Genomic DNA, 24173 nt, shown 5'->3' on the forward strand with positions numbered 1-24173 from the left:
AGTTTTTATTAATCTATTTGTCTCTTTTTAAACCAGTTTGTACTGTTCAAAGATAAACTTAATCTTACATTAAAATAATTTTCTTGTATTAAGTTTTCATTAGTTGTACCTCTTTGTCCGTATTCAAATCCAACATTTAAATTTGATAACTGACCTGGTAATGGCAACCCTAATCCAACATTTATGCCAAAGTCTTTTATTTCAGTAAAATTATTAGCATTTCCACTATTAACTAATAATCCCGCATTTTCATATCGAAATCCTGCTCTATAGGTAATTCTATCCCAATAACTTGATATTGAGTTAATTTTAGGAATATAATACCCTCCTAAAGAAAATTTCATTGAATCATCATATCTAAAAGAAGTTCCATCAGTTAATAAAGAATTTGTAGTAGATAATGCTTTTTGAAACTGTTGATTTACCCCAACATACCATTTATTCAATTTCCCAACTCCTACTCCAACAACCGTTTTTAACGGTACAGTAATGTCTCCTTTAATTTGAGTTTCTGAATGTAATTCTTTCTCTATTTCAGCTCCACTTGAATTAAAAGTTACACTAGACAACCTATCTGTTCCATTTCCTGACAAATCAGATTCTAACGTCATTGCAACTCCTGAGTGAAATTGTAATTTATTCTTAAACTCTGTTTTATATTGAGCTCCAATTTTAAATTGTCCTCCACGAATATTCAATTCTTCACTATTCTTTGAACCTCTCGCAACATCTGTACGTTGGTTTAAAATAGTGTTTTCAAGGTTTCCAAAAATAAATCCTGCTTCTACCCCTAAAGAAAGTCCTTCATAAACATACATACCAAAACTAGCATATATTTTATTGGTTCCACCTGTTCCTCTAAACAAGGTAACATCATCTGGGTTACTATCGTTTAACAATGAATATCCAACAGAAGAAAAAGGTTGTAAACCTACAGAAAAACCAGCTTTCTTTCCTACTGGAAACCCTAATGCTATATATCGTAAGTTTGTCGAATTCCCTGATTGAGATTCATTTCCTTCCTTTAAATTTATAAAAGTCAAACTTCCTCCAATAGCATATGTAGCAAAGCGTAAATCAGCATTGGCTGCTGGGTTAATGAAGTTTAAATAATTTGCATCTTTCATCGCAACTCCTATTCCCCCCATAGAAGCTTGTTCTACTGTTACTGCTTCAAAATTTTCTCCAATTCCAAAAAATGAATATGGTGAAGCACTGTTACGTTGTGCTAATAATGTTAATGAGCTAAATACGAATACTCCTAGTAAAATCCTCTTAATCATTCGCTAAATTATAATTCAAAATTGTATGTAATCCTTCCAAAACAAAATTTGGATGGGCAAATATGACACTTTTTAATTGTTTAGCCAAGAAATATGTGTCTCCTCCTGTTAAAACTACTGTTAAATCTTGATACTTCTCTTTATATTGTTGAATTACCCCGTCTATTTCCCTGCAAACTCCGTTCACTACACCCGAGTGAATCGAAGTATTTGTATCTACTCCAATAGCGTCTTCCACTGTTTCTGATGATAACAACGGTAATTTCGCCGTAAAAGTATGGAGTGCGTTATATCTCATTTGAACTCCAGGAGAAATGGCCCCTCCTAAATATTCTCTTTCTCTATTTACAAACTCATAAGTAATACAGGTTCCCGCATCTATTACTAATACGTTTTGTTTTGGAAATTGTTGTACGGCAGCTGATGCCAATGCGATTCGATCTACCCCCAAAGTTTTTGGAGTTTTATATTTATTGATAAAAGGAACTTTTGTAGCTGAACTTACGAAGATCGGATCTAGTAAATCTGTTATTTTTTTCTTTTTTTCTATAGATATTGATGCTACCGAAGAGATGATACTGCTAGAAATATTATTTTTTTTAATAATTTTTTTAAGCTCCGAAATTATTTTTGATTTTTTAAAAACAACTAATTCCTCCAAGCTACCTTGTTCATAAACAGCAGCTTTCACTCTTGTATTCCCCACATCAATTATTAAGTACATATCCTCTTTTTATAAAACTTCAAATTTACAATACATTTTTTTAAACTAATTGCTTTGTTAAATTAAAAAACGATTGTATATTTGCATCCGCTAAACAAAAGCTAATAACTGGTGCCTTAGCTCAGTTGGTAGAGCAAAGGACTGAAAATCCTTGTGTCCCTGGTTCGATTCCTGGAGGCACCACTTTTTTTAAAGCTTTTGATTGGCAAAAACCATTACTGGTGCCTTAGCTCAGTTGGTAGAGCAAAGGACTGAAAATCCTTGTGTCCCTGGTTCGATTCCTGGAGGCACCACATAAAAAACCCGAACATTTGTTCGGGTTTTTTGTTTTATATAGTTACATGCCAGAGTTTTTCAATTTTTGCATTAACTCTTCCTTTTTACTTACATGAAGCTTTTCGTAGATATTTCTTGTATGTGTTTTAATTGTATTTACTGATAAACTTAATTCTTCAGCAATTGTAGCATAACTCCTTCCTTTTGCAAGCAATTTTACGACTTCATTTTCACGCATTGTCAACCCCTCTTGTTTAGGCATTTGAAAATATGCAATTACCTTCCTCGCAATACTTCCACTCATTGGAGAACCTCCCTTTTTAACCTGTTTTAGTGCATTTATTAATTCTTCTGGGTTTGTGTTTTTAGTTAAGTATCCAATTGCTCCAGCTGATAATGCATCAAATATATAGTCTGAATCTTCATATACAGAAATAACGACACTCTTGGCCTTCGGGTTTTGATAATGAAATCGTTTAATCCCTTCAATTCCATTTATTCCAGGCAACTTAATATCAATCAAAATGATATCTGGCTCCTCATCCTTACAAAACAAAAGTGCATCTTCGCAATTCAAAAAAGCTCCTAACACCTCAAACTCAACCGAAGAATTTACTATTTCCTTAAATGACATTAAAAGACTTTCATTATCTTCTATTATAACCACCTTTTGCATACTACTTACTAATTATCCCTTTAAAACAAACTTCGCAACCATTTTCTGTTTTGAAGCTTAAATCTCCATTTATTGACTTTACCCTTTCTTTCATATTTTGCAAACCATTCTTCCTTCCTGAATTGTCCAAGTTAAATCCAACTCCATCATCTTTAAGTGTAATCTCTAAAACATCCTCCTTCAAAAACACGGTAAACAGTACTTCCGTCGCTTTACTATGTTTTAAGACATTTGTCATTGCCTCTTTAAAAACTAATACTAGTTGTTTATTCCAATAATGTGGCAATACTACATCAGATTTTGCGACATTATTAATACTTTTAAAATTGATATTAGCATACTCAAACAGTTTTTCTCCAAAATCATTTAAATACATTTGAACCTCAATCAATTTATTGTTGTTATAGTCTAAAGACCAAACAAAATCTCGCATCCCTGCATACAAGAAGTTAGCATCCTTATGTATCTGATTTAGATTAGGGTATAATTCATGTTCTTTTGTCGTCTTTTTTATTGATAAATTAGATAACATTGATATACTTGCAAGTTTATTCCCTAAATCATCATGAAAATCTCTTGCTATTTGATGTCTTACATTTTTAAGATCCTTTTGTAGCGTTTCTCTTTCTAAAAGGATTTTTTGAAATACTCTATTCTTTTTTCTTGCTCTTACCAATTGTGTATACACTAAAACCACTATCAAACTAGCGACCCCTAAAATTAATAATACATAAAACCATAACTGCTTATACCAAGGAGCTGTAATTTTAAATTTGTATGGTTTCGTATAACTCCAATCACTTATTCCGTCTTTAAATCTAAAAACAAGCTGATAAGCATCTTGTGTTAGTTTTTTAAAATCTATTTCTTTAGCCGAAGTTTCAACCCAAGAATCATTATTCAACTTATACTGCACCCTAACAGTGCTGGGATTTGTAAAATTTATAGCAGAAATAACGAATTGAGCTTCTTTTTGAAACACTTTCAAATTGGTATTTAATACTGGAGTAAAAGCTTGGAGATTATCATATTTAAATAGTCCTTTACTTCCTGCTGCATATAAATAACTGTTATACTCCGTTATTTTTTTTATCGATGAAGATCGCTGCCCTAAGTTTTTATCTATTGTATAAAATTTCTCTTTATTGAAAACATTTAATCCTTTCTGCGTCCCAACCCAAAGAACACCATGAGTATCAACAAATAAGTCATTCACAAAATTACTTAGCAAACCATTCTTCGTTGTAAAATGTTCTATCCTTTCCTCGAAAACCCTATAAACTCCATCATTTGCTGCAACCCATAAAAACTTATCGTCAATGATAATATCATTAAACATACTAGATTCGATTCCTAGTTTTTCATTCCATAAAATCAATTCTCCTGTTGAAACATTCAACTTATAAATTCCCTGATGCGCAAACACTACATAAACCTCATCTTTATATATAACTGCTGTTTTTACATAAGCTCCCTCTACAGGATGAAACATTTCTGTTTTTAACACCTCTTCTTTATACATTATTCTAAACGAGGCTCCAGAAACCTCCACAAGTTTATCTCCAACCTTAAAACTAAACTCCAAACAATTCTTGTTCTTAATAGTGTAATCTCTAGTAACTTCTTTATAACTACCTCTAGCTCTATTGGGAGCAATTATATCTATTCGTTTGTCCTCTAGAATTTGAAAAGATTCGGTATGAAATGGGATTTTCTGGGTTTCAATCTTGTTCTCCTCATGAATAGTGTAAATTATATTTGGCGCCATCGTAACAATTGCTCCTCCACAAACACCTACATCTCTCAAATCTGGATTAATAAAATAGTTTTTGTCATAAAAGGTATTGTCTATATCTAATATTTGATAAACACCATCACCATAAGTCGTAACCCATAAACTTCCCTCTTTATCAAACATAAAATCAGATACAGAGCCCTTCATTAAAACTTTAGAAGATACATTGGTTAAAAAATCATTTTTAACATCATAACAATACAACTCCCGTAATCCATTCTCTTTATTTATAAAAACAAAATACACATTGTTTTCATCAACTTGCAATTGTATAATCTTACCTTGCTTTAAGTTAATTTCTCTCTGATCAACAAGTCGTTTACCATCATAAAAAAACAATGTCGTATATGATGACATTACAAAGTATCCGTTACTTTTTGTTAGAGCGTGAATGCGTTTATTGTTAACCTCTTTAAAATGTTCTTTTTGGCACTTGAAATTTTGATAAGAATAAACTCCATTCAACTGAGTCTTAGAAGAAGAATTTAGCTCAGAATCGAAAATAAACAGCTTTCCATCGATAAACTCTTGATTGATATCTTGGATTACATTCGTAAAGTTATTTTTAGTTTTCAATAGTAATTCTTGATGATCAAAACCTAAATACTGTGTAATTGTTTCTCCTGTTTTTAAGTTATAAAACAACTGCTTACTACTATTGGTAATACCATAAACTAAAGTATCATTTAGTTTAAATATTTTATTCACTTTTGTGTAGTCTGTTGTTCGAGTTTCCTTTTTTACAATACTATCATTTTTTAATACATGAATTCCTCTACCCCATGTAGCTATTAAGTATTCTTCATTAGAAACATCTTCAATGATATCTATAGCAAAACTAGATTTTAGCCCTTTTTCAGTTCCAAAGACACGAAATTCCTTTCCATCGTATTTTACCAAACCATCATCTGTTCCTATCCAAATATACCCCTTAGAATCTTGTATAATCTGATATGTTATATCATGAGAAAGTCCATCTTCCGAGGTAAAATGCTTGTATACACTATTTTGTCCGTAAGAACTACTGACAGATATTATGAATAGTAAAACCACTATTACATTAATATATATATGTAACCTCTTTAAAATTAACATCAAACAAAACCACAAATATCTACAAATTAAAGATGAAAAAATCACCTTTTTAGGGTGAATTAAATCATGAGTATTCATAATAGTTTTACCCAGTAATTTTAAAAAAACAAACTTGTGAAAAAACATTTTACACTTTTAAGCTTAGCATTAACACTTTTAATAATTGCTTGTGGTAAAGATGATACTGATAACATAAATAATAACAAGTTCGATAAAGTTTATGTTTTAAGCAATGAAATCATTGCCGAAGAAAGTACTTTGAGTTTATGGAACCAAAGGAAAACCACCATTGTAAGTAATGGGAATACTATTGGAGACAAAGTACTTGTAGCAAATAATGATACTTATATCTTAGGTTCTAAGTACAACCCTACAACAAAGCAAAAAGAAAGTAGAATTTGGAAAAACGGAAAAGAAACAGCAATACCAAAAGACCTATATATTTTTGATTTTCTAGTTATAAATAATGACATATACATTGTAGGAAAAGAAGTTTCTAACACCTTAGGATTTAAGTCCAAACTAGTTTTGTTTAAAAACAATCAACCAACCTACCTAACTGATGGAAACTCCGAGCTCTCCTCTTCCTTTAGAGTCTTTATTGAAAATTCCAATGTTTACGTACTCGGCGCTTTAAATGAAGGAAACAAAAACCTGTTAAAGTTATGGAAAAACAATGAACCTCATAATATTACTGATGGCACTAAAAATATACTCCCGATAGATTTTTTCGTAAAAAACAATACAACATACATTCTTGCTAGTGAATATAACGGAGCTAGTTACACTCCTAAATTGTGGATTAATGATGAAAGTAAAAAAGTGGTAAGTAATGAAGATTTTGCTCCAATTAAAGTATTCGTTGAAAATGAGACATTATACATTGCAGGGCACTCGAAGTCAAATGTAGTTTCTAAAAGTTCAATAGGTATTCCTGGACCTCAGGTACTAGTGAACGGAAAGGTTATTAGTATTGGCAACAACAAAGATGCTGGTATCACTTCTTTATTTGTTAAAAACTCAAAAATATATGTTAGTCTAATAGAGCCAAACTCAAATAAAGTTATGGTCTCTAAACTATGGGCTGATGGAGAAGTTATAGATATATCTAATGGAACAACGCATACATTTTCTCGAAGTGTATTTGTTGAATAAAAATTAGTTTTAGATTCAGTAGTACTTCATAATTAGTAAGTATTTAACCCCAAAGCTCATTTACTAAAATGGGCTTTTCCTTTTAAAAAATCACCCTTTTGGGGTGAACTACAATCTACTCACTTAAAATATTTTTACCTCCAAATAAAAAACAAAAATAAAATTACATGAAACTATTACAAATCATTAAAGACAAACTCGGTATTGGAGGAGTTAAGGTCAAACTACGAGTACCTGGACAGGTAGATCAACAAACAGGAAGTGTTAGAGGAACTGTTCATTTAACATCTAAAAGTGACCAGGAAATTACCAATATGCGTTTTGTATTTATAGAAGAGTTCTCTAAAGGAAGAGGAGATAACCAAACTGTAAGAAATTTTGAACTTGGAGAATCATTTCATCACGATAGCTTTTCAATAAAAGCAGGGGAAAACAAATCTTTTGATTTTACACTTCCCTTTCAACTTTTAAAATCAAATGCAGATAGTTTAAAGGAAAAAGGTGGTACGCTTGGTAAAGTAGGAAGTTTTGTAAAGTTCGCCAACAACGAAAAATCAGCTTATTTTATTAAGGCTGAAGTTGATGTAAAAAGTGCAGCACTAGACCCTTCAGATAAAAAAGAAGTAAAATTAGTTTAATTCACTATGCTCAGAATAAAAATGAAAACTACTATTTATATAATACTATTGGTATTTACCCAACAATTAATAGCTCAAAATTTCCAAACGGGAACATATTATGCTTCTGGAGGCTCTATCAACAATATTGATATTAAACTGAGAGATGACAATACAATAAAAGCTACTTTTAACACGAATAGAGGAAGCTATAATTATACATTTACTCCTTTATCAAAAAACAAAGGAAGCTATGAATCAACCAAAGGCAACTTTGTGTTCACTCAAAAAAAAGGAGCTTTAACGCTTTTAGAGCTTGACAAAAACAATGCAATCAACTATGCTGTAGCTCTTGCTTCTTCTAAAAAAGCGCTACGTGATGCTAAAAAGAAGTTAGGAATAAAGAGTAATATGTTTGCTCCAACTAAAAATAACACAAAAGGAAACAAAGAGTATTTTGTCAAAAATCCTACTTCTGAATTCCATAAGAAACATGTGAATAAAATTGTATTCTTCTCTAAAAAGCCAGAAATCGGCAAAGAAGATAGTAGTAGCATTAAAAATTCATTTAACGTTGGAGAAGAAATTTGGGCTGTTGCTTACCTTCCTAGCGATTTTAATTCAAGCCGATACTATAAAAGATTAACCAATTCTTTTTACGATGCGTATGGAAAAACACATTATTGGATTACTATAGGTGTTGATAAAAATGAAAAAGACAGATCACCAAAAGAAAATGAAATTGTAAATCAATGTACGGTAAGGTCATTATACAAAAACGACCTAAATAAAAACTATGTTATCTTTCAACTAATTCCGGCATCAGTAGCCTCTTCTGTGATGGATAAACAAGGTAGTGTCTTCTTATTAAAACGTTTAGGAAATCGTTTAGCAAACAAAAAACATCGAATTAGAATTTCACTAACAGATGGCAAAATGAATCCAAAAGAAGAAATTATTTCTGGATATTTCACATACAATTCAACTAAAGGAACTGAAAGTTTAACAAGTATGTCTAAAGACATTGCTAGCAAAATCTTAGATTCGAAAAAAATACCAACAGCGGTACGTAAAGATTTAAATATTGAAAGACAAATGCTTGCACAAGTAAAACTATGGGGTTCTAAAAACAACTGGTCTGACGTAGATTTTAAACGTGCAATTATTACATTAGATTGGACTGTTTTGAAAGATTCTTATGGAAATATTGAAGGAAAATACATTGAAGGAGATGTATTATATAAAAGTGAAGAAGGCTGTGGCTATCGAAACTTTGGTTTCATAAAAAAATATTTAGGAGGAGGCCGTTATGATTCTTTTCTTAGACAGCATACCGTAGGAGCTACCGCTGCTTTAAGTTGTAAAAAAGTAAAATAACCAATCAACAATATTGAGATTAAAATGCACTTAAGTTAAAAGTTGAATTTCTTTGTGATAAGACATTATTTATAATTAAAGATATAGTGCACATGCTAAGCCTATAGCATAAAAAAACTCGAAGTTTTCACTTCGAGTTTTTCTTATTTTAATCGGAATTTCATTTCTACTGGTAGATGATCGGATGCTTGTCCGAAACCATTTAATACTTTTCCACTTACATATTCAATTGAGTCTTCAGTATAAAAAATATAATCAATTCGTTCATACAAATCTTTCGTATCAAATGTATTGGCAGGATTGTTTGCTTCAAAAGCTGCATTTCCTACACCTTGCATTTTAAACATTTTTTGAATAACTGCGCTTTCATCTCTTGCTCTTGAATTAAAATCTCCTAATAATATCGTTGGATAATCTTTCTTATAACTGTTAAACAAATTTACCACATATTCAAACTGACGCGTTCTTGTTGGTTTATCAAATGCTTCTAAATGAATATTAATAACCACCACATCTTTTCCTTCTAATTTCACCTTAACCACTTGAACCAAACGTTCTAAATACAGTGCATCTCTATAAAAAGGGTTATCAGGAACACGTTCTAGCACAATACGTTCATAATCTTTCAATTCATATTTACTAACAATCGATTGTCCTGAAACCATTTTACCAAAATGCATACTTGGCGGCCAATACGGAAAAGGCACATAGTTTTCATCCCAATTTACACCTCTTGCCACATAGTTATAACCTAATTTAGCAATTTCATTTTCTTGATTTACTTCATATGAGCGCGATGAGTTATAGTCTATTTCTTGAAAAGCAATGATATCAGGGTTTTCTTTTTTTATTTCTGAAACTACCTTGTTTAAATTTGAATCAAACAATTCCTTTGGTTTTGCTACAGCCCTATTATTGGTCATTCCACTTAGGTAACCAATATTATAAGTAACAATACTATAAATGGAATCATTATCTATAGTGGAATCGTAATTGTGAGTGCTTAATTTGGCATATTCTTTTTCATTCATTGTTGGTGAAGAAGCCCAAAAGAAAAATACAAATGCCAAAGCCACTATAACCATTAATAGTTTTAAAATAATCCTCACTAGTTTCTTCATAAAAATTAAAAATATGTTAAATTGGTTTTCAAATTTAAACTTTTTTAGTTTTGCTTAGTCATAGAAGCGTAATTTAAAATTAAAACCATGAAAAAATTAGTAGCTTTATTTATTTTAATGTTTACGGTAAGTACAACATTATTAGCTCAAAAGAAACAAAAGAAAGACGATTTAAGCATAGATCAAAAAACGGAATTAAAGTTAAAGCATATGACTTTAAAGTTTGATTTAACAGCGCAACAACAACGTCAAATTAAGCCTTTATTAGCACAAACAATTAGCGATCACATGGCTATGAAAGAAAAAAGAAAAGCTATGAAGGCAAAAAAACAAAAACTTACTGCAGATGAGCGTTATGAAATAAAAAACAGCATGCTTGACAAGCAAATTGCTTTTAAAGCTGAAATGAAAAAGATTTTAAACGAAAAGCAGTATGAAAAGTTTGAAAAAGCGCATGCACGAAGAGGGCAAAAAATGAAAAAGCGAATTAAAAAGCATAAAAGAGAAAAGCATTCACAACAAGGTGATGAGCATTAATAGAAAAAATAAAAAGTTCGGTTTTTAACCGAACTTTTTATTTTAACCAACTATCTAAATTTATTTTATAAGTTTTTCCAATTGGAATAATATAATCGTGTATTCTAATTCTATTTCCTTCTATTTCTTTTACGTGTTTTTTTGCAACTATAAAAGATTTATGCACTTGTACAAACAAATCTTCTTCTAATGATTCTTTAAACACCGATATCTTTTCTCTTACACTCAATTCTTCCTCTTTACAAACTACTTTACAATAATTCCCCAAAGCTTCAACAAACAAAATATCTTTTATTTGTACCTGAATGTGCTTTTTGTTACTCCTTAAAAACAAACTATCATCTTCTACTCTTTTAACTCGCTGTATTTCTTCCTCACCTGTTTCTAATTTATTTGTAGCTTTTAAAAAACGTTCGAAACTAAAAGGTTTTAACAAATAATCTAATACATTTAATTCATACCCTTCCAAAGCATACTCTTTATATGCAGTAGTAACTATAACATTTGGTTTTTTAGATAGCGTTCTTAAAAAATCAAACCCTTTGAGTTTAGGCATATTGAGATCTAAAAAAATTAAATCTACTTGATTTTTAGATAAAAATTCTAAAGCTTCAATAGCATCATAGCAACTTTTTACAAACTTAAAATTAGGCAAAAAATCACCATATCCTTTAATAATATCATGCGCTACTGGTTCGTCATCAATAATAATATACTTTATCATACTTGATCTATTCTTAATTGCACATTATACACATCTTTAATTATAGTAGTCTCTAGTTTGTATGCATTAGCATACACCAAATCCAATCGTTTTATTAAATTTTGCAAGCCAACACCTCCTTCTTCTGCTTTCATTTCTGCGTCAAAGTTATTTTCAACTTCAAAATAAACTTTGCTCTTTTTAGCCTGCAACTTTATATACACATATGCATTTTCTCTAAGGTTCTCTACACCGTGTTTAAAAGCATTTTCTACTAAGTTAATAAACAACAATGGCATTAACTGCAAACTTTCGTCTTCTACCTCAACTTTAAAATCTATTTTCAATTCTTTATAGTACCTCAACCTTTGAAGGCTTATAAAGTTTTCAATAAAATTAACTTCTTCTTTTAAACTCACATAATCGCTCTCCCCTTTATAAATGCTATAACGCATCATTTCAGATAATTCCAATACAATTTTCTTTGCTTTAGATGCATCCTTATCTATTGACCCATATAAATTGTTCAACATATTAAAGAAAAAATGCGGACTCACTTGAGCTTTCAAGTACTTCAATTCATTTTTTAGTTTTTCATTTCTAAGATTTAAAACATGTTTTATTTCTGTTAGTGCCCAACTTCCTCCAAGAACAAGTAATGTTCCATAATATAAAATTATCAATACGCTATATACCGAAGGAAAATCAATTAATAACACCACATTATCTTTTCCTAAGACTATTGTTTCATAGGCAACAATTAAAACAGGAACTAATACAGATATTCCTATAATATATTTTAAAACCTTTTTATGTTTTTTACTTCTAATTAATTTCATGAAGTAAATGTACACTTCCTTTTGCTTTTACTAATATTATCTTGTCAAACTAACTAAAATTGAGGTTATACGATTCCATAAGTGTGATAAACGAACTAGCTCTTATAAAAAGTGTCTTTTATCATCATACTACTTCAACACATCCCTAAAAATTTAATTAGACCATCTCTATTTATAGGTTTGTCTCATCAAATCTTAATACTCAGAACTAATGAAAAAAAGAATTCTTAGATACCTTAAACATATTTTTGGAACTATTACCGTTTTAGTTATAACCGGCATTTGTGCACTACTTTATCTAAACGGAAGTTTGAATTACGGCCAAAACTCAAAAAGTTATGATCTTTCTCATGAAGGCCCGTATGTGTTTTATGAAAACGACAGCCTTCTAACTATAAACTATGTAAAAGGAAATAGACACGATGGCTTTTATGTTGACACAAAACATCATACTTTAAAGCAACTTATTTCAGGAACTTGTTTTTTCCCTCTTGATTCTACCTCTTTTACATTTCCTTTAAAATCTAATTTTCAAACTCCAAAAGCTATTTATAATGATGGAAATAAAATTTTAGCTATTTCTGATATTGAAAGTAAATACAAAACATTTCGCGACTTCTTAATTAGCAATCAAGTTATAGACAAAGAACTTAATTGGACTTTTGGCAAAGGACATTTAGTTCTAGTAGGTGATTTTGTAGACAGAGGTTTTTCTACCACCCAAGTTCTTTGGTTTATTTATAAGCTAGAACAAGAAGCGAAAAAACATGGTGGAAATGTTCATTTTATACTAGGAAACCACGAGTTAAAGAACCTTCAAGGACAATACAAATCTGCTGAGCAAAAATATTATGCAATTGCTTCTATTTTAGGGAAACAACAGTATAATTTATATGATCAAAATTCTTTCTTAGGTAAATGGATGGCTTCTAAAAACACCATCGAACTTATCAATGGTATTCTTTTTACTCATGGAGGAATTCATCCTGAAATTACTGAATCAAATCTTACTTTGCAGGATTTGAATCGAATCAATAGAGAAAATTATTACAACAGATATTTTCCAAAACCAGAAAAAAACATCATACAAACAGTTCTTTCTACTAAAAAAGGAATTTGTTGGTATAGAGGTTATTTTAGAGATAATTTATCTCAAGAAGAAGTGGAAAAAGGAATTGAAAAATTTAATGCAAAAACTATTGTTGTTGGACATACAATTCAATCTAAAGTAAAGAAATACTACAATGGAAAAGTACTTGCAATTGATGTAAAACACCCAGATGATTACTCAAGCAGTTGGCCCAACAAAAAATCGGAAGGTTTGTTAATTGAAAACAACAATTTCTTTAGAACATTTTACAACGGAACTAAAGAAAAATTATAATTATGGTAAGTGTAATCATTTTAATAGTATCCAACACCCTAATCGTTTTAATAAAAGAGCTTTTATAAGCTCTTTTATTCTTTAAACCAACCAGAATATTTCACATAATTGTTAGCTATACGGTCAATTTCTCCTGAAATAAGTTCTTGAGATATATCTTTCACCTTTTTTGCAGGCACCCCAGCATAAATGCTTCCGCTTTCAACCTTCGTATTTTTAGTTACTACTGCTCCGGCTGCTATGATTGAATTGGATTCAACCACACAATCGTCCATAATAATACTTCCCATTCCTACCAATACGTTGTCGTGAATAGTACAACCATGTACTATAGCATTATGCCCTATAGACACATTGTTTCCTATGGTGGTTGGTGACTTTTGATAGGTAGCATGTATTACTGCACCATCTTGTACATTTACCTTATCTCCCATTTTAATATAGTGCACATCTCCACGAATTACAGCATTAAACCACACACTACACTCCTTACCCATACTTACTTCTCCTACAATAGTTGCATTTTCTGCAACATAACAATCTTCTGGTATTTGCGGACTCTTTCCGTTTACTGGTTTTATTATTGGCATAAAATATTATTTAAAATACGATAGCAAATTAGCTTTTTTTGATGAAGAAACTACGATTTCTTTTCCATTAGATAAAACAACACTTCCACCTTTTCCTTTTTTGTATTTGACTATTTCATTAACGTTGACCAAAAACGATTTATGTACACGTACAAACGATGATTCTTTTAAAATATCCTCAAAATATTTTAATGTTTTACTCACAAGTTTTTTAGAGTTTTCAAAATAGACTTCGGTATAATTATCATCGGCTTTACAAAAAAGAATATCGTTGGTATTTACTACTTCGAAACCATCTTGTAACGGAATGGTTATTTTTCCGTTTACACTATTGGTTTTTGGTGTTAAAATTGAGCTTTCTAAAGCCACTTCTTTTTCTTTTATTTCATGCACTAAATTCACTGCTTTGATCAACTCATCTATAGAAATTGGTTTTAATAAATAATAAGTAGCTTGGGTATTTAAAGCTTCAATAGCGTAATGATCATAAGCTGTTACAAAAATTACTTCAAAGGTTCTGTTTTCAATTTTTTCTAACAAATCAAAGGCATTCCCAAAAGGCATTTCAACATCTAAAAAAACCAGATCCAAATCATATTTATTTATCAATTCTTCTCCTTCTTTTATATTACTTGCCTCTCCCAACAATTCTATATTAGGACAATATTTAGAAATATAATTTCGTAAAATATCTCTACTAATTGCTTCATCTTCTACAATGATTGTTTTTAACTTCATAGCTTAATCTTTCTTTAATATTAGTTCTACTTTCGTTCCGCTTCCATCTTCATGAACATCACTCACCTTCACGGCTATCTTATCTTGATACATATCATTTAAAATAGAAATTCTATTTTGAATTGTACTCATTCCTTTAGATTTCTGTTTTAACTGATTTTTTGTTTTTAATTCTTTAGATTTTTTTCTTCCAACACCATCATCTACTATTAAAATCTTTATCAAGTCATCACTTTCTTGATTCATCGAAATATGTAGGTTTCCTTTTTCTTTCTTATAACGCAATCCGTGCCAAATAGCATTTTCTATATACGGTTGTAATAACATGGGTGGAATAGAATACTCTTCTAATCGAATTTGTTCATCTATGTTTATAGTATAATCAAACTTATCTTTAAAGCGATTATGTTCTAACTTTACATACAATTCTAACAAATCAATTTCTTTAGAAAGCGGAATAAAATCTTCATCTGAATTTTCTAACACCGATCTCATTAACACTGAAAACTCCGATAAATACCTATTGGCACTTCGTTCATCATTTACGGCAATAAAACTATTCACTGAGTTAAGCGCATTAAATATAAAATGTGGATTCATCTGAGACCTCATCGATTTTAATGCTAATAAATTATTTGCTAGTTTCTGTTGTCTGTTGGTTCTAAACATCAAATACGCCAGCAACACCATTAACAACATTCCGCCTATTAAGGAATAAATAATGTATTCCTGACGTTTATTACTTTCTTCTACTAATTGCTGATCTTTATACGCTAAATCTACTTTTGTATCTGCCAGCTCTTTATCTTTTTCTAAACTTTTTATTCTACTCTGATTCTCTGCAATACGTCTTCCAAAACGTTTCAATTGTTGTATTTCCTGTTCTTTTCTTGAATAGAGTGTATCTACCAATTGCACATAATCTTGATAAGATTTTAAGGCTTCAGAATAGGCTCCTACAGTTTCTAAGGCTTCCGATAACTTACGAGTAGCGTCTTTTTGCACAATAAGATCTTCATTTTCATCTGCCTCTTCAATACTCTTTTTTAAATAAGGAATTGCTTCATTATACTCTTCTTTTAAAATATATGCGTTTCCTATTTTATAGTTTATTTTTTGCGAGGTTATAGAGTCTACCAACGATTCTTTATCTTCTGTTTCTATGGTAATGCTGTTGGCTTCTTTTAAGCTTTCTTTTCTTAAATCAATCTCGTCATCATATCTTCTAGCAGTGTTGTAATAGTCTGCTACCTTTTGTTGTTGATTCAATGATCTTCGTACGTTTTCTTTAAAAGCTAAGTCTAAAGAATTTTTAAACAAGGAATCTGCTTTGGTCGTTTCTCCAAGTTTAGCATAGGTTTCTGCTAATTTGGAATTTAAATCTGTTATTTTCGATTGTAAAGATCTTGTTTTAGCAATTTTTAAAGCAGCTTCATAATGTTCTTTGGCCTTCCTAAATTCAGTTAAGTTCATACTAACATCTCCTAATCCTTCCAAAACAAGTAATCGATCGTATGTACTTAACTTTCCTTTTAAAGCTTTTGTATAACTTCGTTTAGCATCTCCGTTTTTTAAAGCCAATAATTGCGTTTTCGCTAGTAACAGTTGTACTTTGTTATCATACACTTCTTTTAACGATGCTTTAAAGTTCTCTATAGCCAAATCGTATTGTTTCCAATAAGTGTATATCTCTGCAAGCTCTTTAAACGAAACTGCTCTTCTTCGTTTGGTTTGACTTTCATCTAACATTTTCTCAACAAACGTTAAACTCTTATCCAAGTTTTTCTCTTTATGAAACTTTACAGAGTCGTAATAAACATTAAAAGCATCGGAAGCTTTTTTACTTTTAGAAGGTTTGTTCCTAGGGCTTGATAATTTTTTAAGACTGTATTTTGACTTTTTATCTTCAATTCCTTCTACCGATATTTTTATATCTTCATTATCCTTTATAACATAATACACTGTATCAAAATCTGGATGCGTAACAATTAATTCGTCGTTTGCTCTTGCCTTTATAATATATCGATCTTTCAAACTAGAAAACAAAAAGAGTTTCCCATTTACAGATACATTGGCGTTTTTAATTGGAAGGTTTGTATTCTCATCAATCACCTTCACTTTTATACTAAACACTCTCTCTGAACTACTTTCTTCTTGTGCCCAAATTGAAGATTGACTCCCTAATAACAAAACTACTAGTATGTATAAAAATCTCTTCATCATTTTATTTTATTCATGTAAACATACACACAAAAAATCGGTTCAAAAAATGCAACTATCTGTAAAAGCCTATACTTTACAACAAAAAACAACACTTTACTCATTTTTACATCCTGTTTACTCACTCAATTGTTCTGTTTACTCATTCTTGGTTTTTTTAGAAAAAGGTTGGCCCTAGTTTTGATAATGTAATACAAAATGTAAGTCAAGAAATTATAAACACTTGCATGTAGTATTTGAAATTAATTAAATCATACCAAGCTTTTAATTAAACAATAATTAAAAACCAAAAATTATGAAAAATCATGTTTTAAAATTCAGTTTTCTATTTGCGTTCCTTATTTCTTTAGGAAGTTTTGCAAATACTCAGCCAATAAAAACGGTTAAAAAGCAAACTATTAAAGTAGCCTTATTATTAGATACAAGTAATAGTATGGATGGTTTAATAAACCAAGCAAAATCACAATTATGGGATATTGTAAACGAGCTATCATATGCAAAGTGCAATGGTATAAATCCGAATTTAAAAATTGCTTTGTATGAATACGGAAACGATCGTTTGTCATCGAGAGAAGGGTACATTCGTCAGGTATTACAGTTTACAAGCGATTTAGACGAAATTTCTGAACGTTTATTTTCTTTAACTACCAATGGTGGAAGCGAGTTTTGCGGACAAGTAATTCAAACTTCATTAAATGAATTAGAATGGGGTAAAAACGAACGTGATTTAAAAATGATTTTTATTGCTGGTAACGAACCATTTACGCAAGGAAAAATTAATTATAAAGATGCAATTACCAACGCAAAAGAAAAAGATATTACCATTAACACTATATTTTGTGGAAACTATAACGATGGTATTTCTGGTATGTGGCAAGACGGTGCATATTTTGGAAATGGTGATTATATGACCATTAATCACAATAAAAACATTGTACATATCGTTACTCCTTATGACAGCGATATTATTATTTTAAATAAAAAACTGAATAAAACGTATATCCATTATGGAAATGCTGGTTATTCTAAATATCAAAAACAAGCCCTACAAGATACTAATGCACAAGAAGTAGCAGAAGAAGTTGTAGTAAAGCGTGCTGTTAGTAAAAGCTCTAGATTGTACAATAATTCTTCTTGGGATTTGGTAGATGCATCGAAAGCTAAAAAAGTTGACTATGCTAAGTTAAAAAAAGAGCAACTACCTAAACATTTACAAAATAAGTCTGCTAAAGAGATAAAAATCTATGTAGATAAAAAAAGTAATGAGCGTAAAGAAATTCAGAAAAAAATTCAAGAATTAAACAAAAAGCGCAAAGTATACATTGCTAAAAAGAAAAAAACAGATACTAAAAGTAATGAGTTAGAAAGTGTAATGATAAAGGCTATTAAAAAACAAGCTAAAAAGAAAAACTACTCATGGTAAGTAGAGTAGTTCTTAATTCAATTCAATTTTGAGAAGGAGGCAACTCCTTCTTTTTTATTTTACCAATAAATCTTGTCCAATACTAATTGTATTATCTTTTAATCCGTTGGCATCTTTTAATCGTTTTACCGATATATTATGTTTTCTTGCAATAGAATACAACGTATCTCCTTTTTGAACTTTGTAGTATGAGTTATTGCTTACCACCACTTTGGTATTCTTCTTACCTCTTTTTGGGATTCTATCGTACTTGTAAAGTTCGTACTTATGAATAAGTGCTATTAATTTTTGAGGGTATTTTCTATCTGTTGCGTATCCTGCTTTTTTTAATCCGTACGCCCATCCTTTATAATCGGTATGACGTAGTCTAAACAAACTAGCATATCTTTTACGCGTTAATAAGAATTGCGAGTGATCTTCATAAGAAGATTCTGGATATTTATACTTTCTAAAACACTCTCCTTTTTCATCATCATCGTGCGTTACACTCTTTCCTTTCCATCCTCGATGGCATTTAATTCCGAAGTGATTGTTGGAACGCACTGCTAGCGGACTTCTTCCACTACCCGATTCTAAAATTCCTTGTGCCAAGGTAATACTTGCTGGAATTTTATGTTCGTGCATTTTTTTAACCGCAATAGGAGCAAATTTTAAAATATAATCTTCTGTATTGTTAATTGTGGTTTTTGTTTTTCTTTTTACCTGTTCTATTTGAACAATCTCTGGCTTTTTTTCTACCTCTTCTTTAACAACAACTTTTTTAGGTTGCGAGGTTACCACACGCTTACTCGTATCGCAACTTGTTAGTCCTAATAAAGTAACTACTAAAAATAAACCTACATATAATCTCATTAAATCTGTATTAATTCTTGATTCTTATTTTTCAACTTTTGGTTTACACCAGCAACACCCTGTAAACCTCCTGTATGAATTGCTAAAATTTTACTTCCTCTATCAAATTGATTTTCTTCAATCAGCTTTAAAATTCCGTACAACATTTTTCCTGTATAAATAGGATCTAGAGGAATATTTGTTGCTGCTTTAAATTCATTTATAAAACGGATAAGTTCTGGAGTATATTTTCCATAGCCTCCAAAGTGAAAATTAGTTTGTAAACTCCAATGATCGTTCCTTTTTACAAATGGTTGTATTTCTGAAGTTAAAAAATCTCCTTTTAACGCAGGAAACCCAATTATTTTTTGATGTTCTTTTACCGAATTTATCAATCCAGCAATGGTTCCTCCAGTACCTACAGCACAACAAATATAATTGAATTTTTCATCTTCAAAAGTTACAATTTCTTGGCATCCTTGTACCGCCAAATTATTGGTTCCTCCTTCAGGCACCAAATAAAAACTCCCAAACTCTTCTTTGAGTTGTTTTATAAATACTTCTGAGGTTTTATTTCGGTATGCTTCTCTCGATACAAACTTTAATTGCATTCCGTTATCAACCGCATGTTTTAAGGTTGTATTTCCTGCAAGTGTACGTTCTAAATCTTTCCCTAATTCATCTCCACGAATAATTCCAATGGTTTTAAAACCAGCTATGTTACCCGCAGTAGCTGTAGCAGCGATATGATTGGAATACGCCCCTCCAAAGGTTAATAAAGTGCTGTGCTTTTCTTCTTGCGCTTTGGCAATATTATACTTGAGTTTTCTAAACTTATTGCCCGATACAAAAGGATGAATGCTATCTTCTCTCTTTATCCACAATTCAATTCCCTTTTCTTTTAAAAGAGGTAACTGAACGGGTTGATTTATGGGAGTAGGTATTTCTAACTGAAAAAGCATTGCTTATAATTAATGCTACAAAAGTAAGAGTTTAATTAATTTCTAACTTATAGCCTACCCCATGAATATTGGTAATTTTAATGGAAGCATCGTCTTTTAGTTTTTTACGTAGTTTAGAGATATAGGTATCTAAACTTCTACCAACAATAACCCCATTGTCTTCCCATACTTTTTTGGTGAGTTCTTCCCTTTTTACAATCTCGTTAGGTTTACTAATAAAAATTGCAAGCAATTCACATTCTTTTTTAGATAAATTAATCTCTACAGCCTGTTTTACAAGCTTGTTTTGATCTGGGTAAAACTCAAATATCCCTAAGGTTTGAATATCTTCTGAAGTCTCCGCTGCCACATCTTTTTTATTCCTAGTTCTTAGAAAAACAAAAACGCCAATGAACAGTAACACTAGTAAAGCTCCATACAAAATCAAAGGTTGTGAAGTTGCCAATTGTTTTTGTAAAAACTGAATCTCAATCACATAACAGGCAGTTGGTAACAACCTACCTCTACAAGGAATGATAGAGTTTTCCTCAGTCCTTTTCATTTCATAACTATATACCACCTCTTTATTGGTACAATCTTTAACCTCTAAAATATAGTTGGTTGAAAAATTTGCTTTGGTAAAATTCCTATTAACGATAGCCACCAAACTATCTGGGTTTATTTCTAGGTGGTTTTGAAAACTTAATTGATAAGTGTTTTGGTCTTGTTCTTTTACAGGCAATACCAACGAAGTAATGTCTTGAGCATTGAGTAATAATTCGTGCCCAATACTACGTATAGACACTTTTGCTCTTTCTGAAAAAGTATTGGATTTACTACATGACACTGCTATAAGCAGTATTAAAAACACATTGATATTTAAAAAAAACTTCTTGCACATACAACTTACAAATATCAGGCTTTTTATATTCATTTTTAGTTCGTTGACACTTCTTTTACACTTTTTTGACATTTGTACAACCCAATAAATTATTGAAAGCTGATATTTTAAGATTAATACAAATTCTAACTTTAAATCCAATACTATATGTAGAAAGCCAGCTTTTAATTAATTTTACGAAAAAAAGATAGATTAATTCATATGAAAAAGAAAGCATGGTTATTAGTATTAATTACAATTTTCTTCAACAGTTATTTAACCGCTCAACACAGTGAAAAAATCAATAAGTTAATTTCTAACTTAAAACCAATTGACTCTGTTTCCGTTAATAAAAAATATAGAAATGGAGACAAAAAAGAAATTGGTAATTATAGAGTTTTCGAATTGAACAACTATGAATATCATCTGCGTACAGGGAAATACTTCACCTATTATCCTGGCAATAAAATATTGGCAGAAATTACTTATGATAATTTCGGTATAGCTTTAGAATGGAAACTATATGATGGACTTGGTAATTTATTGGAAGAGTTTAAAACAATATCTATTGATACCCAAATAAACAATCCGGAGAAGCTTTTAACCAATTTCGATTTAATTGATATAGTACGAGAAGAAAAAAAATATAGATTTTCAGATAAGATATGTGGTTGGTTTTTATTCAAGGAAGGTAAAAAACTCAATGGTAAAAAAATTGAAGAATGGAAAAAGTACTATCCAAATGGAGACATCAAAAAAGTCAAAGTTTATTAAACTGAAAATGACTTAACCTAAAAAAGTATCTAGAATTCCCAACAAACAGATTGCTTCGTTACACTCGCAATGACGCTACTTAACGTCATTACGAACGAAGCAACGCGCAATGAAGTAATCTGCCTTTTTAGAACTCCCAACAAACAGTTTACTTCATTACACTCGCAACAATATATCAATTATCAAAAATTACAATTACCCAAAAAACATTTTTTAAAATATGGGTAGCTATAATTCTTACCGTTTGTTTTTAAATATGTTTGAACAATCAAAAACTACAACTCTCTACTTACCCTCTAAAAAATTAAACACGTAAAACCTTAAACATACATTAAAATGAAAAATTCAAAATCAATTTTAGCAGTTGTTTCAATCATTTTTACTTTTTCTTTATTACTAAGTTGTAATAATGAAATGGAATCATTTAAACAGGATGAATTATCACCAATAATTCAAAAAATAACGAAGGATAATGTTATTGAAATAAGCCTTACTAAAAACGGAAAAATAGTATACTCCGAAAAAGACGGATTCGAAGAGGGCTTCTCTACAAAAATGGAACCAGGTGACATACTGTGTAAAGGGTCAGGTCTCCCTTTTGCCAAATGTGTTAGAAAAAACCTAGACAACGGAAAAACTATGAAACTATACAAAAACGGCGATGTTTATTACGCTGAAGAAATGTAGTAGCATAAAAGATGCTATTTAAAAAGTAAAAACCCATTATTGAAGAATCTCGCGGAGGAAATAATTAGATTACTTAACTAACAAAACACTAGCACCTAACAACATAAAAAACAACCTATTAAGTACAAGACATCAAAGTTTTGCATTTTTTTATTACTCTGGTTTTGACAATGAAAGTATAGAATTCTAAAAAATTGCTTTTCATATACTACACCGTTCCAAACCTCCACACTCCATTTCCTAGTTTAAAATAAAAGCTTACTTTTATGCTATGAATATAAAACTAAGTGAAAAGAGAAAATTGAAATAGCTAAAACACTTAAAAAGAGTGTCTTGATAATGAATTAATTGCTAAAAACACTGGTTTATCTCTTGAAGAAGTAGAAAAATTAAGAGTCCGAAAAAAATAGCGCTGTTGCCTAAGAAGGCTGAAAAACTAAAAAAATTGCATACTTATAAAAAATCAACGTTTCTTAACTGAAACTATTATTCATAGTTTTTTAAAATGAGAAAACTAACTTTAATATTGATTACCTTAACAATAATTGCTAGTTGTAAAGTAGTAGAGATTACTGATATTGAAAAACGTTACCTAATTTCAGGCAAAGGAAATAATAAATTCTATTTAATAGATTTTATTAAAGAAAATCAAGATAATGAAAAATTGGGTGAAATCCCTTCTGTTATTCTTAACGGTGAAGTAATAACATATCATTACAAAGAAGAACACGAAAAAATTTTGATTACCAAAAAAGAAATTAAACGAATTGAAATTATGGAATCTAAAAAGAGCATCCCTTTATATGGAAGTGCAGGAAAGTATGGTGTAATCATGATTTACACTTATTGATTCTAAAATATGTTTAGAACAAGTTAAACAAATCTAAATTAAAAAGGATTTAAAGTATCGAAAAACACTCCTCCAATGGAAAGAATTAAAGAACTAAACAGCTTTACAAAGACTAATCTCGGACTTGGCCTATTATTATTAATCTATGGTTTTATAAGTCGAATAATTCCCTTTAATGTCTTTTGGGAATCGAAATCTGTTGGATGGGTATTAATACTGCTTGGACTAATTAGTGTATTACTAGATGGAATTAAAAAACGAAAAGCTTTGAATAAAAAGACAATTTGGAACAAAATAGGAATTGGATTTATATGTTTTACGCTATTAATTCAGACCATTTTAATCATCATCATCCCTAATACGGATGCATTTAAAGTATCGAAAGAGTTTATATTAAACGATAAAGAGTTAGCGTCAGAAGTTGGAACTATTAAAGGCTTTGGTCTAATCCCTACGGGGGGAATTTCTGTTCAAACAAATTCAAATGGTAAAACAGGAAATGCTAATATTAACTTAATAATTAAAGGAGAAAAGGCTTATAAAAGTGTTACCGTTTTTGTTTTTAAAGATTACGAAAAAGATTGGGAAGTGTACGGTATAGAATAAAAAACGGTTAACGAACCTACAAGGAAAATTGCAAATTTAACAGGTTGAATA

At 30.5% G+C, this 24173-nt stretch carries 23 protein-coding genes and 2 tRNA genes; 12 read left to right on the forward strand and 13 right to left on the reverse strand.

Annotated elements, in window-relative coordinates; translation table 11 throughout:
* Positions 1-8 precede the first annotated feature (8 nt).
* Together ABNT22_RS15775 and ABNT22_RS15780 are read right to left on the reverse strand one after the other, a co-directional pair.
* A complete protein-coding gene (locus ABNT22_RS15775) occupies positions 9-1283 on the reverse strand; it encodes a hypothetical protein (RefSeq protein WP_348717712.1) in 1275 nt (424 codons plus the stop codon).
* Complete coding sequence (locus ABNT22_RS15780; protein ID WP_348717711.1) at positions 1276-2007, reverse strand: type III pantothenate kinase; 732 nt, start codon at positions 2005-2007, stop codon at positions 1276-1278. The genes ABNT22_RS15775 and ABNT22_RS15780 overlap by 8 nt, the downstream gene beginning before the upstream one ends.
* Before the next feature lie 110 nt (positions 2008-2117).
* On the opposite strand from ABNT22_RS15780, the gene ABNT22_RS15785 reads away from it, so the two are divergent.
* Together ABNT22_RS15785 and ABNT22_RS15790 are read left to right on the forward strand one after the other, a co-directional pair.
* Positions 2118-2190 (forward strand) — tRNA-Phe (locus tag ABNT22_RS15785).
* A 37-nt stretch (positions 2191-2227) separates the two neighbouring features.
* Positions 2228-2300, forward strand: a tRNA-Phe gene (locus tag ABNT22_RS15790).
* Positions 2301-2344: 44 nt separating this feature from the next.
* Here the strand turns inward: ABNT22_RS15790 and ABNT22_RS15795 are convergent.
* Both ABNT22_RS15795 and ABNT22_RS15800 read right to left on the reverse strand, forming a co-directional pair.
* Entirely contained in the window at positions 2345-2959 is a 615-nt protein-coding gene (locus ABNT22_RS15795; RefSeq protein ID WP_348717710.1) for a response regulator transcription factor, read from the reverse strand.
* A gap of 1 nt (position 2960) precedes the next feature.
* Positions 2961-5927, reverse strand: coding sequence for a two-component regulator propeller domain-containing protein (locus ABNT22_RS15800; RefSeq protein WP_348717709.1), 2967 nt, complete (start codon positions 5925-5927; stop codon positions 2961-2963).
* A 36-nt stretch (positions 5928-5963) separates the two neighbouring features.
* Between ABNT22_RS15800 and ABNT22_RS15805 the strand changes: the two genes are divergently transcribed.
* The 3 genes from ABNT22_RS15805 to ABNT22_RS15815 all read left to right on the forward strand — a co-directional run bounded on the left by ABNT22_RS15805 (position 5964) and on the right by ABNT22_RS15815 (position 8998).
* Positions 5964-7004 carry a hypothetical protein gene (locus ABNT22_RS15805; protein ID WP_348717708.1) on the forward strand — a complete coding sequence of 347 codons (1041 nt, stop codon included), beginning with the start codon at positions 5964-5966 and terminating at the stop codon, positions 7002-7004.
* A 167-nt stretch (positions 7005-7171) separates the two neighbouring features.
* Entirely contained in the window at positions 7172-7642 is a 471-nt protein-coding gene (locus ABNT22_RS15810; RefSeq protein ID WP_348717707.1) for a sporulation protein, read from the forward strand.
* A gap of 21 nt (positions 7643-7663) precedes the next feature.
* On the forward strand, positions 7664-8998 hold the full coding sequence (locus ABNT22_RS15815; RefSeq protein WP_348717706.1) for a hypothetical protein: 1335 nt from the start codon (positions 7664-7666) through the stop codon (positions 8996-8998).
* Positions 8999-9141: 143 nt separating this feature from the next.
* Here ABNT22_RS15815 and ABNT22_RS15820 read toward each other — a convergent pair whose 3' ends face one another.
* Entirely contained in the window at positions 9142-10119 is a 978-nt protein-coding gene (locus ABNT22_RS15820) for an endonuclease/exonuclease/phosphatase family protein (protein ID WP_348717705.1), read from the reverse strand.
* An 87-nt stretch (positions 10120-10206) separates the two neighbouring features.
* Between ABNT22_RS15820 and ABNT22_RS15825 the strand changes: the two genes are divergently transcribed.
* Positions 10207-10656, forward strand: coding sequence for a hypothetical protein (locus ABNT22_RS15825; RefSeq protein ID WP_348717704.1), 450 nt, complete (start codon positions 10207-10209; stop codon positions 10654-10656).
* A 37-nt stretch (positions 10657-10693) separates the two neighbouring features.
* Here ABNT22_RS15825 and ABNT22_RS15830 read toward each other — a convergent pair whose 3' ends face one another.
* Positions 10694-11380 carry a LytTR family DNA-binding domain-containing protein gene (locus tag ABNT22_RS15830; RefSeq protein ID WP_348717703.1) on the reverse strand — a complete coding sequence of 229 codons (687 nt, stop codon included), beginning with the start codon at positions 11378-11380 and terminating at the stop codon, positions 10694-10696.
* On the reverse strand, positions 11377-12198 hold the full coding sequence (locus tag ABNT22_RS15835; RefSeq protein ID WP_348717702.1) for a sensor histidine kinase: 822 nt from the start codon (positions 12196-12198) through the stop codon (positions 11377-11379). Before ABNT22_RS15835 ends, ABNT22_RS15830 begins: the two co-directional genes overlap by 4 nt.
* Positions 12199-12409: 211 nt before the next feature.
* Between ABNT22_RS15835 and ABNT22_RS15840 the strand changes: the two genes are divergently transcribed.
* Positions 12410-13582 carry a metallophosphoesterase gene (locus ABNT22_RS15840; protein WP_348717701.1) on the forward strand — a complete coding sequence of 391 codons (1173 nt, stop codon included), beginning with the start codon at positions 12410-12412 and terminating at the stop codon, positions 13580-13582.
* A 74-nt stretch (positions 13583-13656) separates the two neighbouring features.
* Here the strand turns inward: ABNT22_RS15840 and ABNT22_RS15845 are convergent, their stop codons facing one another.
* Genes ABNT22_RS15845 through ABNT22_RS15855 form a run of 3 tightly spaced genes read right to left on the reverse strand, consistent with a single transcriptional unit; the run spans position 13657 to position 17133 of the window.
* Positions 13657-14172 carry a gamma carbonic anhydrase family protein gene (locus tag ABNT22_RS15845; protein ID WP_348717700.1) on the reverse strand — a complete coding sequence of 172 codons (516 nt, stop codon included), beginning with the start codon at positions 14170-14172 and terminating at the stop codon, positions 13657-13659.
* 6 nt (positions 14173-14178) lie between these two features.
* Entirely contained in the window at positions 14179-14910 is a 732-nt protein-coding gene (locus tag ABNT22_RS15850) for a LytTR family DNA-binding domain-containing protein (RefSeq protein WP_348717699.1), read from the reverse strand.
* A 3-nt stretch (positions 14911-14913) separates the two neighbouring features.
* Positions 14914-17133, reverse strand: coding sequence for a histidine kinase (locus ABNT22_RS15855; protein WP_348717698.1), 2220 nt, complete (start codon positions 17131-17133; stop codon positions 14914-14916).
* A gap of 292 nt (positions 17134-17425) precedes the next feature.
* On the opposite strand from ABNT22_RS15855, the gene ABNT22_RS15860 reads away from it, so the two are divergent.
* Positions 17426-18553, forward strand: a complete 1128-nt coding sequence (locus ABNT22_RS15860; RefSeq protein ID WP_348717697.1) for a vWA domain-containing protein — start codon at positions 17426-17428, stop codon at positions 18551-18553.
* 54 nt (positions 18554-18607) lie between these two features.
* Here the strand turns inward: ABNT22_RS15860 and ABNT22_RS15865 are convergent, their stop codons facing one another.
* From ABNT22_RS15865 to ABNT22_RS15875, 3 genes are read right to left on the reverse strand one after another with little or no spacing between them, the layout of a single operon-like run.
* Positions 18608-19405 carry a glucosaminidase domain-containing protein gene (locus tag ABNT22_RS15865; RefSeq protein WP_348717696.1) on the reverse strand — a complete coding sequence of 266 codons (798 nt, stop codon included), beginning with the start codon at positions 19403-19405 and terminating at the stop codon, positions 18608-18610.
* A complete protein-coding gene (locus ABNT22_RS15870; protein WP_348717695.1) occupies positions 19405-20346 on the reverse strand; it encodes a 1-aminocyclopropane-1-carboxylate deaminase/D-cysteine desulfhydrase in 942 nt (313 codons plus the stop codon). Before ABNT22_RS15870 ends, ABNT22_RS15865 begins: the two co-directional genes overlap by 1 nt.
* Positions 20347-20377: 31 nt before the next feature.
* Positions 20378-21259, reverse strand: a complete 882-nt coding sequence (locus ABNT22_RS15875) for a winged helix-turn-helix domain-containing protein (RefSeq protein WP_348717694.1) — start codon at positions 21257-21259, stop codon at positions 20378-20380.
* A 168-nt stretch (positions 21260-21427) separates the two neighbouring features.
* Between ABNT22_RS15875 and ABNT22_RS15880 the strand changes: the two genes are divergently transcribed.
* The 4 genes from ABNT22_RS15880 to ABNT22_RS15895 all read left to right on the forward strand — a co-directional run bounded on the left by ABNT22_RS15880 (position 21428) and on the right by ABNT22_RS15895 (position 24122).
* On the forward strand, positions 21428-21979 hold the full coding sequence (locus ABNT22_RS15880) for a hypothetical protein (RefSeq protein ID WP_348717693.1): 552 nt from the start codon (positions 21428-21430) through the stop codon (positions 21977-21979).
* Positions 21980-22315: 336 nt separating this feature from the next.
* Positions 22316-22666, forward strand: a complete 351-nt coding sequence (locus ABNT22_RS15885) for a hypothetical protein (RefSeq protein WP_348717692.1) — start codon at positions 22316-22318, stop codon at positions 22664-22666.
* 505 nt (positions 22667-23171) lie between these two features.
* Positions 23172-23516 carry a hypothetical protein gene (locus tag ABNT22_RS15890; RefSeq protein ID WP_348717691.1) on the forward strand — a complete coding sequence of 115 codons (345 nt, stop codon included), beginning with the start codon at positions 23172-23174 and terminating at the stop codon, positions 23514-23516.
* A gap of 75 nt (positions 23517-23591) precedes the next feature.
* Positions 23592-24122 carry a hypothetical protein gene (locus ABNT22_RS15895; protein WP_348717690.1) on the forward strand — a complete coding sequence of 177 codons (531 nt, stop codon included), beginning with the start codon at positions 23592-23594 and terminating at the stop codon, positions 24120-24122.
* Positions 24123-24173: the final 51 nt, after the last annotated feature.

This window comes from Tenacibaculum sp. 190130A14a, assembly GCF_964048965.1.
GTDB lineage: Bacteria > Bacteroidota > Bacteroidia > Flavobacteriales > Flavobacteriaceae > Polaribacter > Polaribacter polynesiense.